Annotated in this window: 15 protein-coding genes; 5 read left to right on the forward strand and 10 right to left on the reverse strand. The window is 73.9% G+C overall.

Translation table 11 applies throughout. The features are described 5' to 3' along the window. The first annotated feature begins 257 nt into the window (after positions 1-257). On the forward strand, positions 258-488 hold the full coding sequence (locus tag ACFXOZ_RS39785; protein ID WP_380594906.1) for a hypothetical protein: 231 nt from the start codon (positions 258-260) through the stop codon (positions 486-488). Here ACFXOZ_RS39785 and ACFXOZ_RS39790 read toward each other — a convergent pair. The 6 genes from ACFXOZ_RS39790 to ACFXOZ_RS39815 form a co-directional block, all read right to left on the reverse strand. Next, positions 440-1069, reverse strand: a complete 630-nt coding sequence (locus ACFXOZ_RS39790; protein ID WP_380594908.1) for a DUF6099 family protein — start codon at positions 1067-1069, stop codon at positions 440-442. The two genes, ACFXOZ_RS39785 and ACFXOZ_RS39790, sit on opposite strands and share 49 nt — an antisense overlap. A gap of 168 nt (positions 1070-1237) precedes the next feature. After that, positions 1238-1579, reverse strand: a complete 342-nt coding sequence (locus tag ACFXOZ_RS39795; RefSeq protein WP_380531751.1) for a nucleotide pyrophosphohydrolase — start codon at positions 1577-1579, stop codon at positions 1238-1240. 134 nt (positions 1580-1713) lie between these two features. Continuing rightward, positions 1714-3114: an AAA family ATPase gene (locus ACFXOZ_RS39800; RefSeq protein ID WP_380531735.1), complete on the reverse strand. Its 1401-nt coding sequence runs from the start codon at positions 3112-3114 to the stop codon at positions 1714-1716. Positions 3115-3220: 106 nt separating this feature from the next. Further along, entirely contained in the window at positions 3221-4096 is an 876-nt protein-coding gene (locus ACFXOZ_RS39805; RefSeq protein ID WP_380594910.1) for a putative RNA methyltransferase, read from the reverse strand. 165 nt (positions 4097-4261) lie between these two features. Then, positions 4262-5065, reverse strand: coding sequence for a RimK family alpha-L-glutamate ligase (locus ACFXOZ_RS39810; RefSeq protein WP_380594912.1), 804 nt, complete (start codon positions 5063-5065; stop codon positions 4262-4264). A gap of 83 nt (positions 5066-5148) precedes the next feature. Continuing rightward, complete coding sequence (locus tag ACFXOZ_RS39815) at positions 5149-6042, reverse strand: RimK family alpha-L-glutamate ligase (protein WP_380594913.1); 894 nt, start codon at positions 6040-6042, stop codon at positions 5149-5151. 183 nt (positions 6043-6225) lie between these two features. Between ACFXOZ_RS39815 and ACFXOZ_RS39820 the strand changes: the two genes are divergently transcribed. Beyond that, on the forward strand, positions 6226-7098 hold the full coding sequence (locus ACFXOZ_RS39820) for a GNAT family N-acetyltransferase (RefSeq protein WP_380531746.1): 873 nt from the start codon (positions 6226-6228) through the stop codon (positions 7096-7098). Positions 7099-7181: 83 nt separating this feature from the next. On the opposite strand, the gene ACFXOZ_RS39825 is transcribed toward ACFXOZ_RS39820, so the two are convergent. Next, on the reverse strand, positions 7182-7610 hold the full coding sequence (locus tag ACFXOZ_RS39825; protein WP_375893049.1) for a fic family toxin-antitoxin system, toxin component: 429 nt from the start codon (positions 7608-7610) through the stop codon (positions 7182-7184). Then, positions 7607-7843, reverse strand: coding sequence for a toxin-antitoxin system HicB family antitoxin (locus ACFXOZ_RS39830; RefSeq protein ID WP_270146936.1), 237 nt, complete (start codon positions 7841-7843; stop codon positions 7607-7609). Before ACFXOZ_RS39830 ends, ACFXOZ_RS39825 begins: the two co-directional genes overlap by 4 nt. A 349-nt stretch (positions 7844-8192) precedes the next feature. On the opposite strand from ACFXOZ_RS39830, the gene ACFXOZ_RS39835 reads away from it, so the two are divergent. Next, positions 8193-8387: a hypothetical protein gene (locus ACFXOZ_RS39835; RefSeq protein WP_375893047.1), complete on the forward strand. Its 195-nt coding sequence runs from the start codon at positions 8193-8195 to the stop codon at positions 8385-8387. Positions 8388-8528: 141 nt separating this feature from the next. On the opposite strand, the gene ACFXOZ_RS39840 is transcribed toward ACFXOZ_RS39835, so the two are convergent. Continuing rightward, positions 8529-9881, reverse strand: a complete 1353-nt coding sequence (locus ACFXOZ_RS39840) for a class I SAM-dependent RNA methyltransferase (protein ID WP_380594915.1) — start codon at positions 9879-9881, stop codon at positions 8529-8531. Between the two features lie 374 nt (positions 9882-10255). After that, a complete protein-coding gene (locus ACFXOZ_RS39845) occupies positions 10256-12337 on the reverse strand; it encodes an APC family permease (RefSeq protein WP_375893046.1) in 2082 nt (693 codons plus the stop codon). 241 nt (positions 12338-12578) lie between these two features. Between ACFXOZ_RS39845 and ACFXOZ_RS39850 the strand changes: the two genes are divergently transcribed. Then, the gene (locus ACFXOZ_RS39850) at positions 12579-13247 is read left to right on the forward strand and encodes a potassium channel family protein (RefSeq protein WP_375893044.1); all 669 of its coding nucleotides are present in this window, start codon (positions 12579-12581) and stop codon (positions 13245-13247) included. Continuing rightward, the gene (locus ACFXOZ_RS39855; RefSeq protein WP_375893042.1) at positions 13247-13918 is read left to right on the forward strand and encodes a potassium channel family protein; all 672 of its coding nucleotides are present in this window, start codon (positions 13247-13249) and stop codon (positions 13916-13918) included. Before ACFXOZ_RS39850 ends, ACFXOZ_RS39855 begins: the two co-directional genes overlap by 1 nt. Positions 13919-14036: the final 118 nt, after the last annotated feature.

Consider the following 14036-nt stretch of genomic DNA (forward strand, 5'->3'; position numbering starts at 1 on the left):
TGGGGCACGCCCCCTCCCCCCTCCCCCTCCCTCCCACCCACCTCCACCCGCCCACCGCCCACCGCCTCCGGCGTCCTCCACCCTCGTCAATTCGCGCCCCTAGCCGAGGCCGTGTTGCAGCGGCAACCCCGGATCACCCGAGAGGCTTACGGCGTACCGGAGTTGGACCGCATCGGGTGGTGCGCGGTGACCGGCTGCGGGAACGGTTCGTTGGTCGGTGCGGCACACCGCACCACCGATCCGAAGAGGTCCCCGTCATGTCCGAACCCTCTGCCACGCCGCCGTTCCCGAGCAGCCCCACCGGCTCGGCCACCGGTGACTCGGCCGGACCCGCGACCCCCAAGACCCTGCTCGAGCAGATGCAGGAACTGCTCGCCTCGGTGACCGCGGACCTCGCCGCGCTCCAGTCCGACACCCGGGACATCGCCCCGGCTTCCGCCTATCCCGCCGTCAACGACACCTCCGGCTCCGTGTCCGGCACCCGGTAGTCCGGCGCCCGCTCCTCCTCCGTCGGCCCGCCCGCACCCGGCGGGCCGAGCCGGACCACCAGTAACGGCGCCCCTTGACCGTCCGGCTCCGGCTCCGGTTCCGCGCCACCGAGCACCGACCGCTCCACCGCTTCGCCCCGCCCGGTCGCCGCGCGCAACCGCGCGGCCACGTCCTTGCACTCCGACACCGCATCGACCCCGTCGATGCACGTCCAGTACAGGCTCTCGGTGTCCGCCCCGCAGGCCAGCACCACGAGCGTCTCCCCGACCTCCCGCAGGAGTTCCTCCAGCGCCCCCAACGTCGCCGCCGTTTCGCCGAGTTCGGTGAGCCGCCCGGCCCTACCGCCGCTCACCAGGGCGTTCGTGGCGACGGACCGCTCCAGGCAGACCGCCGCGTGGGCGCCCGCCTCGGAGAGCTGCTGGCCGAGGCCTGTCAGCTCGTCCCCGTCCGACTCCGCCAGCCGGGCGCCCACCGCCTCCGTGAGCAGCGCCGCCTGCCGCGCCTCGGCCAGCACGTCGGGTACGTGCCTGGCCTCGGCCAGGGCGTGCCGGGCCGTCTTGATCAGTCGCAGTGCCTCCATGGCCCCCGCTCCTTCCGCTCGTCGTCGCCGTCGACCAGCACCGCCGCCGGGGCGGTGGGGTGGTCACGGGGAGAGCGTGCGGGGAGGGCGGGGTGGGACGCATCCGCCCTTTCGAAAGCTGTGGAAAACCCGGGAGCTGTGGATAACTTCCGTCCCTCACAAGGGTGATCAGCCCTTGTTCGGATTGACGTCAGCCCCTTCGCCCGGCACCGGGAAGCGGTGCTCGTTGCGCTCGATCTTGGCCGCGAGCGCCTCCAGCGGGTCCACCCCGACCGCCGTGCAGAACTGCACCAGGTACGCCAGCACGTCCGCGACCTCGTCGCGTACCCGGTGGGCCCGTTCCGGGTCCGTCATCACCGCGGCGGCCTGCTCCGGCGTGAGCCACTGGAAGATCTCCAGCAGTTCCCCGGCCTCCACGCTCAGCGCCGCCGCCAGATTCTTCGGCGTGTGGTACGGCTCCCACCGCCGGGCCGCCGCGAACTCCACCAGCCGCTGCCGCAGCCCCTCCAGCGTCGGCTCCCCGGGCTGCTCCGCCGGGCCTCCGGACACCACGTCGACCCCGGGCACCACATCGGCCCCGGCCGCCCCTGCCGCCCCGGCCGCCAGGTCCGCCGCCGACTCCCCCGACCTCGTCACTCGTTCGTTCACGCCCCCAGGTCTACCGCATCCGCTCCCCCGGTCACAGCGGAGCCTTCCCCCGCGCCCGCCGAGCCCTCCTCCCGATCCCCCTCCCCGCGCCCGTACTGCACCGGCACCCTGGCCGTCTCCGGCCGCAGCACCGTCGACCCCGTCGCCGGGTCCCGTCGGCACTCCACCAGCGCCACCGCCCCCGTCCGCTCCTCGCCCGCCCCGAACGCCGCCCGCGCCGCCGCCGGCTCCTGGAGCGCGGCCACCACCCGCAGCTGGTTGCGCCCCGCCATGTCCCGCGCGAGCCGCAGCAGCGAGGCGGTCTGCTCGGTCGCGAGCCCGGCCCCGAGGTCCTCGGCCAGCACGGTGAGCTGCCGGTGTGCCCATGGCACCTCGGCGGCCACGTCGAGGTCGAGCACCCCCGCCCCGGTCAGCAGCACCGCCGCGAAGGCGAGGTGGCGCAGCATCCCGTCGGAGGCCTGGTCGGCGCCGGTGCGCCCGAGCACGCCTTCGTCGAAGACGGCCAGTACCCGGCGCCCGGTCCGGCTCTCGCGCTCGGCGAGGGTGAGGCCGAGCAGCGGGTGGGGCGCGGCCTCCTGGACGGCCCGCAGCAGTTGCCCGTACCGGCGCGGGCACTCGTGGGCGAGCCGGTTGATCAGGGCCGAGATGTTGGCGGCGTTGCTGCGCAGCCGGGCCTGCGGGTCGGCCTTGGCCCAGCCGCGCATCAGGGCGGGGACGGGGTGCAGCGGGAAGACCTCGCGCAGTGCGGTGAGCAGGTCCTCGGCGGCGGCGAGGACGAGCCGTTCGCCGGTGGAGGAGCCGGCCACCCGGAGCGGCAGCTGGGCGGTGATCATGGTGCTGCTGGGGAACGGCGCCCGGATGTCCCCTTGCCGGGTGTCGTTGTGCCAGCAGACGTTGACGCGCCCGTTGCGGACGTCCTGTTCGCCGGTGTCCACCAGGGTCCGGCCGTCGAGGGTGAGCGACTCCCGGGCGATCCGGACCGCGCCGTCGGTGCGGATCACCAGGTCGAGCCGGATCCGGCCGCGCGGTGAGCGGACGGTGCAGCCGAGGATGACGGCGTCCCGTCCGTGCGGCACGCATCCGCCGAGGCCGCCGCGTACGGGCGTGGCGAGCGGTCCGGTGCGGTCGGGCAGCCCGTCCAGGGATTCGGGGATCTCCTCGCCGAGGGCGAGCCGGGACAGCACGGCGAGCGCGTCGAGGGCGTTGGACTTGCCGACCCCGGCCGGCCCGTGCAGCACGGTGAGCGGCGCGAGCGGCAGGACGGCCCGCCGGTAGGACTTGAAGGCGGTGAGCCGCAGCTCCTCGACGGTGGGGCGTGGCACTGGCGGCCGGTCGGGGCCCGGGGCGCCCGGGCGCAGTTGGGCCGGCCCGGCGGGCGCGGCGGCGTCGCGGTTCACCCGTCGGACGTTAGCCGCAGCCCGGCGGGGCGAAACGTCCCTGCTCGCCAGATTCATCCCTACGGGGCGGGCCCGTCCCGTACCGCTGACCCGCGGCGGTCCTCGGTTACGGCCGCCGGTACGCGGCCACCGTCACCGAGGCGGTCACCTCGACCGGCTCGGGCAGTTCCTCCAGGGCGGCGGCGAGCCGGTCGGGGTCGGTGTGCCAGGCGCTCGGCCCCATGCCGACGACGGTCCGCACGTCCTGGGCGGAGAGCCGCAGGGTGAACTCGACCGGTTGCCGGCCGGCCGGCGTGAGGTAGGGGCCGAGCTTCTCGTCGATCCGGCGCTGCTTCTCCTCGTCGACCGACAACAGGCCGAGGGCGGCGACGAGTTCGCGCAGGTGGCGGGCGGTGGGCGAGACCAGCAGCAGGGTGCCGTCGGGGCGCAGCACACGGCGGATCTCGGGTCCGTTGCGCGGGGCGAAGACGTTGAGGACCAGGTCGGCGCAGGCGTCGCGCAGCGGCAGCGGGCGCCAGGCGTCGCAGACCACCGCGCCGATCCGGGGGTGGGCCTTGGCAGCGCGGCGCAGCGCGTACTTGGAGATGTCGAGGGCGGCGCCGACCCGGCCGGGCAGGGTGTCCAGGACGTGGGTGAGGTAGTGGCCGGTGCCGGCGCCGAGGTCAGCGACGAGGCCCCCCGGGCCATCCGCTCCCCCGCCGGCCCCGGCGTCCGCCCCATCGCCCACGGCCGCGGCGGCCGCCGCGGCCAGGGCGTCGGCGATCGGCCGGTAGTGGCCGGCGGCGAGGAAGTCGGCGCGGGCGGCGACCATCTCGGCCGTGTCGCCGGTGCCGGTGTGGGCGTCACCGGCGAGGAGGCTGACGTAGCCCTGCTTGGCGAGGTCGAAGCTGTGCCCGGCGGGGCAGCGCAGGCTGCGCTCGTGCCGGGTGAGGTCCTGCGCGCAGTGGGGGCAGGCCAGGTAGGGCTCGATGTCCTGCAGCAACGTTCCGTCTTCTCTCGCCGTTCGGCCCCGGCCGGTCGGGGGCGCCAGCCAGCCTAACCACCCGGGCCGGTGGTCGGCCGCCGCGCCGGAGCGACACCGGCCCAGCCACACCGAAGCCCGGGCCCAGCCCACCCCAGCCGAAGCCCCGACCCGACCCGACCCGCCCTACACCGGAACCCGCCCCCGCTCCGCCGCCACCCGCAGGGCGAGCCCCGCGAGCGCCTCCGGCGCCCCGGCCCGCCCGCGCGCGCCGGGGAAGGCGTTGACGTCGACGATCACCGGCTCGTCGGCCCCGTCCAGCAGGTCGACCCCGTACACCTCCAGCCCGAACACCTCGCCCACCCGCAGGGCGAGCGCGGCCCGCCGGGCGGACGGCTCCCACTCCTGCGCCGCCCCCACCCCGTCATCGCCGACGGAGAGTTCGGACCGCCGCCGAGCCGCGAAGACCTGCCCGTCGACCACCCAGAGCTTCTGGTCCCAGCCACTGCTCCGGAGGTACGGCTGGGTGACGACCTCCTCGTGCGGCCAACGTTCAGCGAGTTCCCGCAGCCGTTCCGCGCCGTCGACCAGCGCGACCAGGTCGTGGCGCCGGCTGTGCCGGCTCTTCACCACGAACGGGTACACCTGGTCGGCGAGTTCGCCCAGCGGGCCGGCCGTGACCGTCGCCGCGAACGGCAGTCCGGCGCCCCGGGCGAGCGAGGCCATCCGCACCCTGTCCTGGCAAAGCCCGGTCGCCGCGGCCGAGTTGACCACCGCGGACCCGAGCCGCTCCAACTCCCCGGCCAGCGCCAGCGCTTGCGGCGTGCGTGCCTTGAGCAGGTAGACATCGGCGAGCGCCCCCCGCGGAACACCGCCGTCGAGCGGGACGGCCTCCACCCGGCAGCCGCGCCGCTCCAGCACTCCGGCGGCCGCCGCGAGCAGCGGGTGCCCCGGGTTGCCCGTGATCAGCCCGACCCTCAACTCGCCCATCGGTCCACCCCTCGACCCGCCCCTCGACCAGCCCTTCAACTCATCCCTCAATTCGCCCCTCAACTCGCCCTCCGGTCCGGCCCTCACCGCAGCCCACCGTCCACCAGTCCGACCCGGCCGTACTCCTCGCCACCGGCCGGAACCAGCGCGGGCACCGACACGGCCGTACCGCTGCGCGCGAGCCGCAGCACCGCCCGGGCGACCCGCTCCACCGCGTCGGGCACCTGCCGGAAGCTCGGGAAGTCGTTGACGTCCACCACCACCGGCCCGTCCGGCCCGAGCAGCACGTCGACGCCGTACAGGTCGAGGCCGAACACCTCGCCGACCTGCGCGGCTATCCGTGCGACGCTCGCGGGCAGCGGCACCGGCCGCTCGCACACGCCCTGCCCCGGGTGCAGCGGCGATTCCCGTTCGGTCGCGAAGAGCTCGCCGTCGACGCAGTACACCTTGAGGTCCGTGCCGTTGTTGGGCACGTACGGCTGCGCGATCAGCAGCCCCTCCCCGGCGAGTTCGGGGCCGAGGCCGATCAGGTCGTCGGGTCCGGCCACCAGCCGTACGCCCCGACCGGAGCTGCCGTCCGCGGGTTTGACGACCAGCGGGTACTCGGCGGCCGGGATCTCGGCGAGCCGCTCCCAGCGGGCTGCGGCGTAGGTGACCGGGGTGGGCAGGCCGCGGGTGCGGGCGATCACCGAGGCGAGCGCCTTGTCCCGGACGCCGCGGATCGAGCGGACGTCGTTGACGGTGGTGAGGCCGACCGCGGCGGCCGCCTCCAGCAGGGTGAGCCCTGGGCCGCCGGATACGGTCTTGAGCACCCAGGCGTCGTGGCTGCCGGCCCGGACCGCCTCGGAGATCGCCAGCAGCGAGTCGCCGGGGCGCAGCACGTCCACCCGGTGCCCCCAGGAGGTGAGTTGACGCGCGACGTCCAGCGGCATGCCGTCCCGCCGGTAGTGCTCCTCCACCAGAAAGCAGAGCCTCATGGGCCTGACTTCCCCCTTGCCTCGCCGAGTGCGGATGTCCGCCGTCCCCCTCGGCAGAGCTGTGAAGGCATCAGCTTGCCCGGCGTACACGCACAAGATCGCCGCGAGCGGGTAAGCGTTCGGCAACAATCGAACGCCGGTCGCCGCACAAACCGGTGGCGCTCCACTCCGGCCCCTGCTTGGATGCACGCCGTGACTTCTGCTGATCATGTTCCGGACCCCGCCCTGCTCGACGGCATCGAGCGTTACTACGACGCCGTGCCCCGCAGCGCCGCCACCGCGGAGGACTTCGGCCCGCTGACCCTCTTCGTCCGCCGCGGCGAGACCGGCTGGCACTACTACGCCCGCCCGACCCCCGGCCACGGCGGCCCGGCCGCCACCGCCGAGGACGTCCGCCGGGTGTTGGAGCGGCAGCGGGAGCTGGGCCTGCCGGAGGCCTTCGAGTGGGTGGCCGAGCAGAACCCCGAGCTGCGCGCGGCGGTGGAGGCGGCCGGCCTGGCGGTGCACGAGCACCCGCTGCTGGTGCTCGGCCCGCAGGACGGGACGGCCCCGGCGCCGGCGCTCCCGGAGCGGGTGGAGGTGCGGGTGCTGGCCGCGGACGCTCCCGAGCTGGCCGACGCGGTGGCCGTCCCGCACGTGGCTTTCGGCGCCCCGGGCACCGCCACCGGCAGCGCGGGCGCAGCCGAACTGGCCGTGAGCGCCGCGACGTTGACGTCCGAGGGCGGGGTGGCGCGGATCGCGCAGCGGATCACCGACGGGGTCAGCGTGCTGGCGGCCGCACTGGAGGGCGGCGACGTGCTCTGCGCGGGCCAGCACAACCCGGTGGGCTCGGTCACCGAGGTGGTCGGGGTCGGGACGCTGCCCTCCGCCCGGCGCCGCGGGCTGGCCCTGGCGGTCACCGCGGCCCTGGTGGCGCACGCCCGCGCCAACGGCGTGCGGACGGTGTTCCTGTCCGCCGCCGACGAGGACGTCGCCCGGATCTACCGCCGGGCCGGCTTCCGCCCGTTCGCGACGGCCCTCATCGCGGAGCCCGTCGCCTCGGACCCCCAGGCCTAGACCGGCGCGGCACCAGCCCAGGCACCGGCACCAGCCCAGGCACCCGCCCAGGCACCGGCACCGGCACCGGACGGGGACGCGGCTCAGTCGTCGTCCTCGTCCTCCTCCTCCGCCCCCGTGACGCCCTCCCCCTCGGCCTCGTCGACCACCCAGGCCGACAGCCGTTCGGCGACCCCGGACACCCCCAGCCGCCCTTCCCGGATGGCCCGGGAGAGGCTGCGCACCTCGCGGGCGGTGGTGGCGACGGTGCAGCCGCTGGCGACGAGGTAGGCGTAGGCGACGGCGGTCGCGAAGAGCTCGTTGGTCTTCTCCAGGGCCGGCACCCGGATCAGCTGGTGCATCAACGCGGCCGCGCGGTCCTGGGGTTCGGGGTAGACGGAGATGTCGAAGATCTCGGCCTGGTGCCGGGTGACGGCCGCGAGCAGCGAGCCGTAGTCGGTGACCTGCGGGTCACCGGGCGTGTACTGCTCGGCGGTCATGAGCAGCCACGAGAGGTCGACCTCCAGTTTCAACGGCGCACGTCCTGGAGCTCGCCCGACTCCCCGAACTCGGCGAGGAACGCCGTCTCGTACTCCTTCATGAACTGTGCGGCGGCGTCGATGAAGGCCCGTCCCGATTCACCCATGTCCTGCTGGACCAGGCGTTCGATGTACTGGTTCATGCTGATCCCCTGCTGCTCCGCCCGTTCCCGGGCCATCTCCGCGGTCGTGGCGTCCACTCGGACGTTCAGCTGCTTCTTGCCCATGCCGTTCAAGCTAGCGCTGAAGTGCTAGCACAACAAGGGCGCACGCACACCGCCCGCACACCTGCCGCACGCCCCCACGCAACCCCTCCGTCACCGAAGCGCCAACCGAAGCGCCACCCGGACCACCGACCGAACCACCGACCGAACCGCCCGGCGGACGCCGCCGAGCCGCTCACCCATCCGCTCCCTACCCCGTCACGCCCTCCGCCACCCGGCCCCGCCCCCGCACGGGCCCGGCACGGACCCCCGACCCGACCGGGCCTGACTTGAAGAGTCCTGCACCATCCGGGACTCTGAACTCTCCTGAGCGTTCCCCGAGCGGCACCGACCGGTTTTGTGGAGGCCGGCAATGACAGCCATGTTCGACCAGGAGCTGCGCGAGCAGCTCGCCCAGGCCCGGCAGGACCTCGCGGCGGCCCGGGCCGAAGGGGACGCCGACGGCGTCCAGGCGTACGAGGGCCGGATCGCCTCGCTCCTACGGCTCGCCGCCCAGCACGGCATCGACCTCCCGCACAGCGCCGACGAAGAGGAGCACAACGAGTAGCGCGCGCCCCGCACGCAGGCGCGGAAGCAGCCGCCGCAGCGGCCCCGGGGGCACCACCCGCCCGCCCCGCACAACGCCGAGGAGGCGGCACCCCGTGACGCACGGGGTGCCGCCTCCTCGGCCGTTACGGCAGGCTCGGACTCATGCCCCGGCCGGCTCCAGGATGGCCACGCACTCGAAGTGGTGGGTCATCGGGAACAGGTCGAAGGCCCGCAGCGAGACCGGCCGGTAGCCGCCCTCGCGGAAGAACTCGAGGTCCCGGGCGAGCGCCGCCGGGTCGCAGGCGACGTACGCGATCCGGCGGGCCTCCAGGCCGACCAGGTGCGCGACGGTCTCGCGTCCGGCGCCGGCCCGCGGCGGGTCCAGCACGATCAGGTCGGTGGCGGTGATGCCGGTGCGCGGCAGCAGCGTCTCGACCCGGTCGCACTCGATCCGCACGTTGTCCAGCGCGGCCAGGTTGTGCCGGGCGTCGACGACGGCCTGCTTGGCCGACTCGATGCCGAGCACCGCGCCGTCCTCGCCGACCCGGTCGGCCAGCGCGCCGGCGAACAGGCCGACGCCGCAGTACAGGTCGAGCGCGCTCTCGCCCCACTGCGGGTCCAGACCGTCCAGCACCGCGTCGACCAGGGTGTCCGGCGCCTCCGGGTGGATCTGCCAGAAGCCGCCGTTGCTGATCCGCCAGGTGCGCCCGGCGGCCCGCTCGCGGACGAAGCCGCGCCCGTGGACCTTGTGCGCGTCGCCCTGGTCGTCGATCCGGGCGATCGACACCGGCTTGTCCAGCTCGACCAGCGGCAGCTGGGCGCCGTCGCGCGGGGTCAGCACCACCTGGCGGTCCGAGGAGCCGCTCGCGGCGATCGCCTCGACGCTCGCCACCCCCGGCCAGTCCCGGGACTCGATGCCGAGCTCGGTGACGCCCTCGGCGGCGATCAGGCAGCGGTCGATCACCTGGACGTCGTGCGAGCGGTGCTTGCGCAGACCGACCTTGTCGCTCTCCGCGTCCACCGTGTACTGCACCCGGGTGCGCCAGGCCGGCACCTGCCCGGGCGGCAGCTTGCCGCCGACCGGCTCGACGCTGCCGTCCCAGCCGGCCTCGGCCGGGGTCAGCCCGGCGAGCTTCGCCAGCTGCTCGGTCAGCACCGCGGCCTTGAGCTTGCGCTGCCCGCCGGGGGTGACGTGCTGCCAGTCGCAGCCACCGCACTTGCCCGGACCGGCGAACGGGCAGGGGGCCTCGATCCGGTCCTTGGCGGGCTCCAGCACCTCCACGGCGTCCGCGCGCAGGAAGCGCGAGGTGGTGGTGCCCTCGGTCACCTGCGCGACCACCTTCTCGCCGGGCAGCGCGTGCCGGACGAACAGCACCCGCCCCTCGTGCCGGGCCACGCAGTGCCCGCCGCCGTGCGCGACCGGGCCGACCTCGACCTCGTAGCGCTCGCCGACCAGCGGGTCCCCGGACGGGGCCTGCGCCCGCTGCGGTCGCGGCGCGGCCGCGCCGCGCAGCGCCTTCGGCGGCCGAACCGCCTGCTTGCGCGGCGCCTTCCGGGCGGCCCCGTCCGCGCCCTTCCCGTCCTGGGCGCCCTTCCCGTCGCGGGCCGGCTTCTCACCCCGGGCGCCCTTCCCGTCGCGGGCGGGCTTCTCACCCCGGGCGGGCTTCTCGCCCTGGGCCGGCTTGGCGGCCCGCACGGGCTTCTCCTCCGGGGCCTCCCCCGGCACGACCGGCGCGGTGCGCGCCGTCAGCCCCTCACGGTCGGTGGCTTCCGGCCGGTGCGGCTTGCCCCAGCGCGGCCGGGCCACCTGCCCGGGCTGGGAGCCGCCCCGACGGGCGCCCTTGCCCTTGCCGGAGGCGCCGGAGGAGCGGGGCGGAGTGTTGCGCGTCACTGGGAGGAGTCCTTGCTGCGGTCGGGAGTGGCACCGGTGTCGGCACCGGTACGGGCGGAATCCTTCGACTTTACGGCCTTCGGCGCCCTCGGCTCGCCACGACGGACGGATCCGGGCGCCGACCAGGCCTTCTGCGGCCTGCGCCGCTCCGAGGACTCCAGCTGCCACGGCACCGAGGTGACCATCACCCCGGGCTTGAACAGCAGCCGCCCCTTGAGCCGCAGCGCGCTCTGGTTGTGCAGCAGGTGCTCGTACCAGTGGCCGACCACGTACTCCGGGATGTAGACCGCGACCACGTCCCGCGGGCTGCTGCGCCGCAGGTTCTTCACGTAGTCCAGGACCGGCCCGGTGATCTCGCGGTACGGCGAGTCCAGCACCTTGAGCGGCACCTCGATGCCGCGCTCGTCCCACTCCCGCCGCAGCGCCGCCGTGTCCGCCGGGTCGACGTTGACGGTGACGGCCTCCAGGGTGTGGGCGTGGGCCAGCCGGGCGTACGCGAGGGCGCGCAGCGCGGGCTTGTGCAGCTTGGAGACCAGCACGATGGCGTGCACCCGGGTGGGCAGCACCACGTCGTCCGGCTCCTCGGCCGCGATGAGCTCCGCGGAGACCCGGTCGTAGTGGCGCCGGATCCCCTTCATCATCACGAACAGCACCGCCATCGCGGCGATCGCGATCCAGGCGTGGCCGATCTTGGTGACCAGGACGACGATCAGCACGGCCATCGTCATCACCAGGCCGAAGCCGTTGATCGCCCGGCTGCGCTGCATGTGGCGCCGCTTCGCCGGATCGGTCTCGGTGCGCAGCAGCCGGGTCCAGTGCCGGATCATGCCGGACTGGCTCATGTTGAAGGAGACGAAGACGCCGACGATGTAGAGCTGGATCAGCCGGGTCGGGTCCGCGTCGAAGGCGATGATCAGCAGGATGGCGGCGATGGCCAGCAGGATGATGCCGTTGGAGAAGGCCAGCCGGTCGCCGCGGGTGTGCAGCTGGCGGGGCAGGTAGCGGTCCTGGGCGAGGATCGAGCCGAGCACCGGGAAGCCGTTGAAGGCGGTGTTGGCGGCCAGCACCAGGATCAGGCCGGTGACGGCGGCGACGAAGTAGAAGCCGGGCGTGAAGTTGTTGAAGACGGCCTCGCTGATCTGCGCCAGCGCGGTCTTCTGGTGGTAGTCGGGGCCGGAGCCGACCAGCTGCTCGGCCGGGTTCTCGGCCATCTGCACGCCGGTGAGCCGGGCCAGCCAGATGATGCCCATGAACATCACCACGGCGATGCTCGCCATCATCAGCAGCGTGGTGGCCGCGTTCTTGCTCTTCGGCTTGCGGAAGGCGGGCACGCCGTTGGAGATCGCCTCCACGCCGGTGAGCGCGGCGCAGCCGGAGGAGAAGGACTTGAGCAGCAGGAAGACCAGCGCGATCCCGCCGAGCGAGTCGTTGCCGGGGATGGCGGCGAGGTGGAAGCCGGAGCTCTCTGCGGGCATGGACTGGCCGAGCACGAAGTGCCGGAAGACCCCGTAGCCGACCATGCCGATCACGCCCGCCATGAAGGCGTAGGTGGGCACCGCGAAGGCGGAGCCGGATTCGCGCACCCCTCGCAGGTTCATGCCCATCAGCACCACGACCACGACCACCGAGACGATCATCTCGTGGCCGCGCAGCGCCGGGACGGCGGAGACCACGTTGGCGACGCCGGAGGTGGTGGACACGGCGACGGTGAGCACGTAGTCGACCATCAGAGCCGCGGCGACGACCAGTCCGGCCGCCGGGCCGTGGTTGACGGTCGCCACCTCGTAGTCGCCGCCCCCGCTCGGGTAGGCGTGCACGTTCTGCCGGTAGGAGGCGACGACGGCGAGCATCACGACCGCCACCACGAGGCCGATCTGCCAGGAGAAGTGGATCGCCGAGACGCCCGCGATGGAGAGCGTGAGCAGGATCTCCTCAGGGGCGTACGCGACCGAGGAGAGCGCGTCCGAGGCGAAGACGGGCAGCGCGATCCGCTTGGGGAGGAGCGTCTCCCCCAACTTGTCACTGCGCAGGGCGCGCCCGATCAGAAGGCGTTTCGGAAGGTCAGTCGGCATAGGCACGTTAAGGAATCGTAGGGGTATCCCGACGCGGCTTGCGCCGTTTATCCCCCCCTTCGTCGCGACTGTGTTCGGTGGACCGGCTAGCGTGTCGGATACGAGTCGGTGGGCAACACTCTGGTTGTCGAGCGGAGTCCGGCCGACGCCCCACGAGAACCCTCGCCCCGGAACGTCCGGGCGGGAAAGGGAGATGAACGGTGTTTGCGCAGGTCAAGACCCCTTCGGGACGGGTGAGGTAGCGCCGGTGCACATCGTCATCATGGGCTGCGGCCGCGTGGGCTCGGCCCTCGCGAGAACGCTGGAGAAACAGGGCCACTCGGTGGCCGTGGTCGACCAGGATCCGACCGCATTCCGCCGGCTGGGCGCCGGGTTCAACGGGCGCCGGGTGACCGGGGTCGGTTTCGACCAGGACACCCTGCGCGAGGCGGGCATCGAGGAGGCCGGCGCCTTCGCCGCCGTCTCCAGCGGCGACAACTCCAACATCATCGCTGCCCGGGTCGCCCGGGAGACCTTCGGCGTCGAGAACGTCGCGGCCCGGATCTACGACCCCCGCCGCGCCGAGGTGTACCAGCGCCTGGGCATCCCGACCGTGGCGACGGTCCGCTGGACCGCCGACCAGATGCTGCGCCGACTGCTGCCGAGCGGCGCCGAGCCGCTGTGGCAGGACCCGAGCGGCAGTGTGCAGCTGGCCGAGGTCGCGTACCACCCGGACTGGGTGGGGCAGCGGATCGGCCGCCTGGAGGAGGCGTCCGGCGCCCGGGTGTCGTTCGTCACCCGGCTCGGCGAAGGGATGCTCCCCTCGCCGCAGATGGTGGTGCAGGAGGGCGACCTGGTGCACGTGATGCTGCGCCGGGCCGACCTGACGGCGGTCGAGGCCGCGTTCGCGCAGGGGCCGAAGGAGGAGGGTCACTGATGCGGGTCGCCATTGCCGGGGCCGGTGCCGTGGGTCGCTCGATCGCGGGCGAGCTGCTGGAGAACGGTCACGAGGTCCTTCTGATCGACAAGAACCCGAACGCCATCTCGGTGGAGCGGGTGCCCATGGCGGAGTGGCTGCTGGCCGACGCCTGCGAGATCACCTCGCTGGACGAGGCGGCGCTGCAGCGCTGCCACGTGGTGATCGCCGCGACCGGTGACGACAAGGTCAACCTGGTCGTCTCGCTGCTCGCCAAGACCGAGTACGCGGTGCCGCGGGTGGTCGCCCGGGTGAACAACCCGAAGAACGAGTGGCTCTTCAACGAGTCCTGGGGCGTGGACGTGGCCGTCTCCACCCCGCGCCTAATGTCCGCGCTGGTCGAGGAGGCCGTCAGCGTCGGCGACCTGGTCCGCCTGATGCGGTTCAGCCAGGGCAACGCCAACCTGGTCGAGCTGACCCTGGCCGGCGAGGCCGAGCTGGTCGGCACCCGGGTGGGCGACGTCACCTGGCCGCCGGACACCGCGCTGGTGAGCATCATCCGCGAGGGCCGGGTGCTGGTGCCGGCCAAGGACGACACCCTGGAGGGCGGCGACGAGCTGCTCTTCGTGGCCGCGCAGGAGCGCGAGGAGGAGCTGGAGCAGCTGCTGTCGGCGACCTCCGGCGCCCAGTAGGCAGGCGCACGGCGAACGCGCCGCAGCGGACGCCCAGCGGCGAACGCGAGTACGGCCGAGGGGCCCCCAACCCCCCCGGGGGGGGGGGGGCCCCGGGCCGCGGGGGGGCGCAGCGGCC

The sequence above is a fragment of the Kitasatospora sp. NPDC059160 genome, from assembly GCF_042755465.1.
GTDB lineage: Bacteria > Actinomycetota > Actinomycetes > Streptomycetales > Streptomycetaceae > Kitasatospora.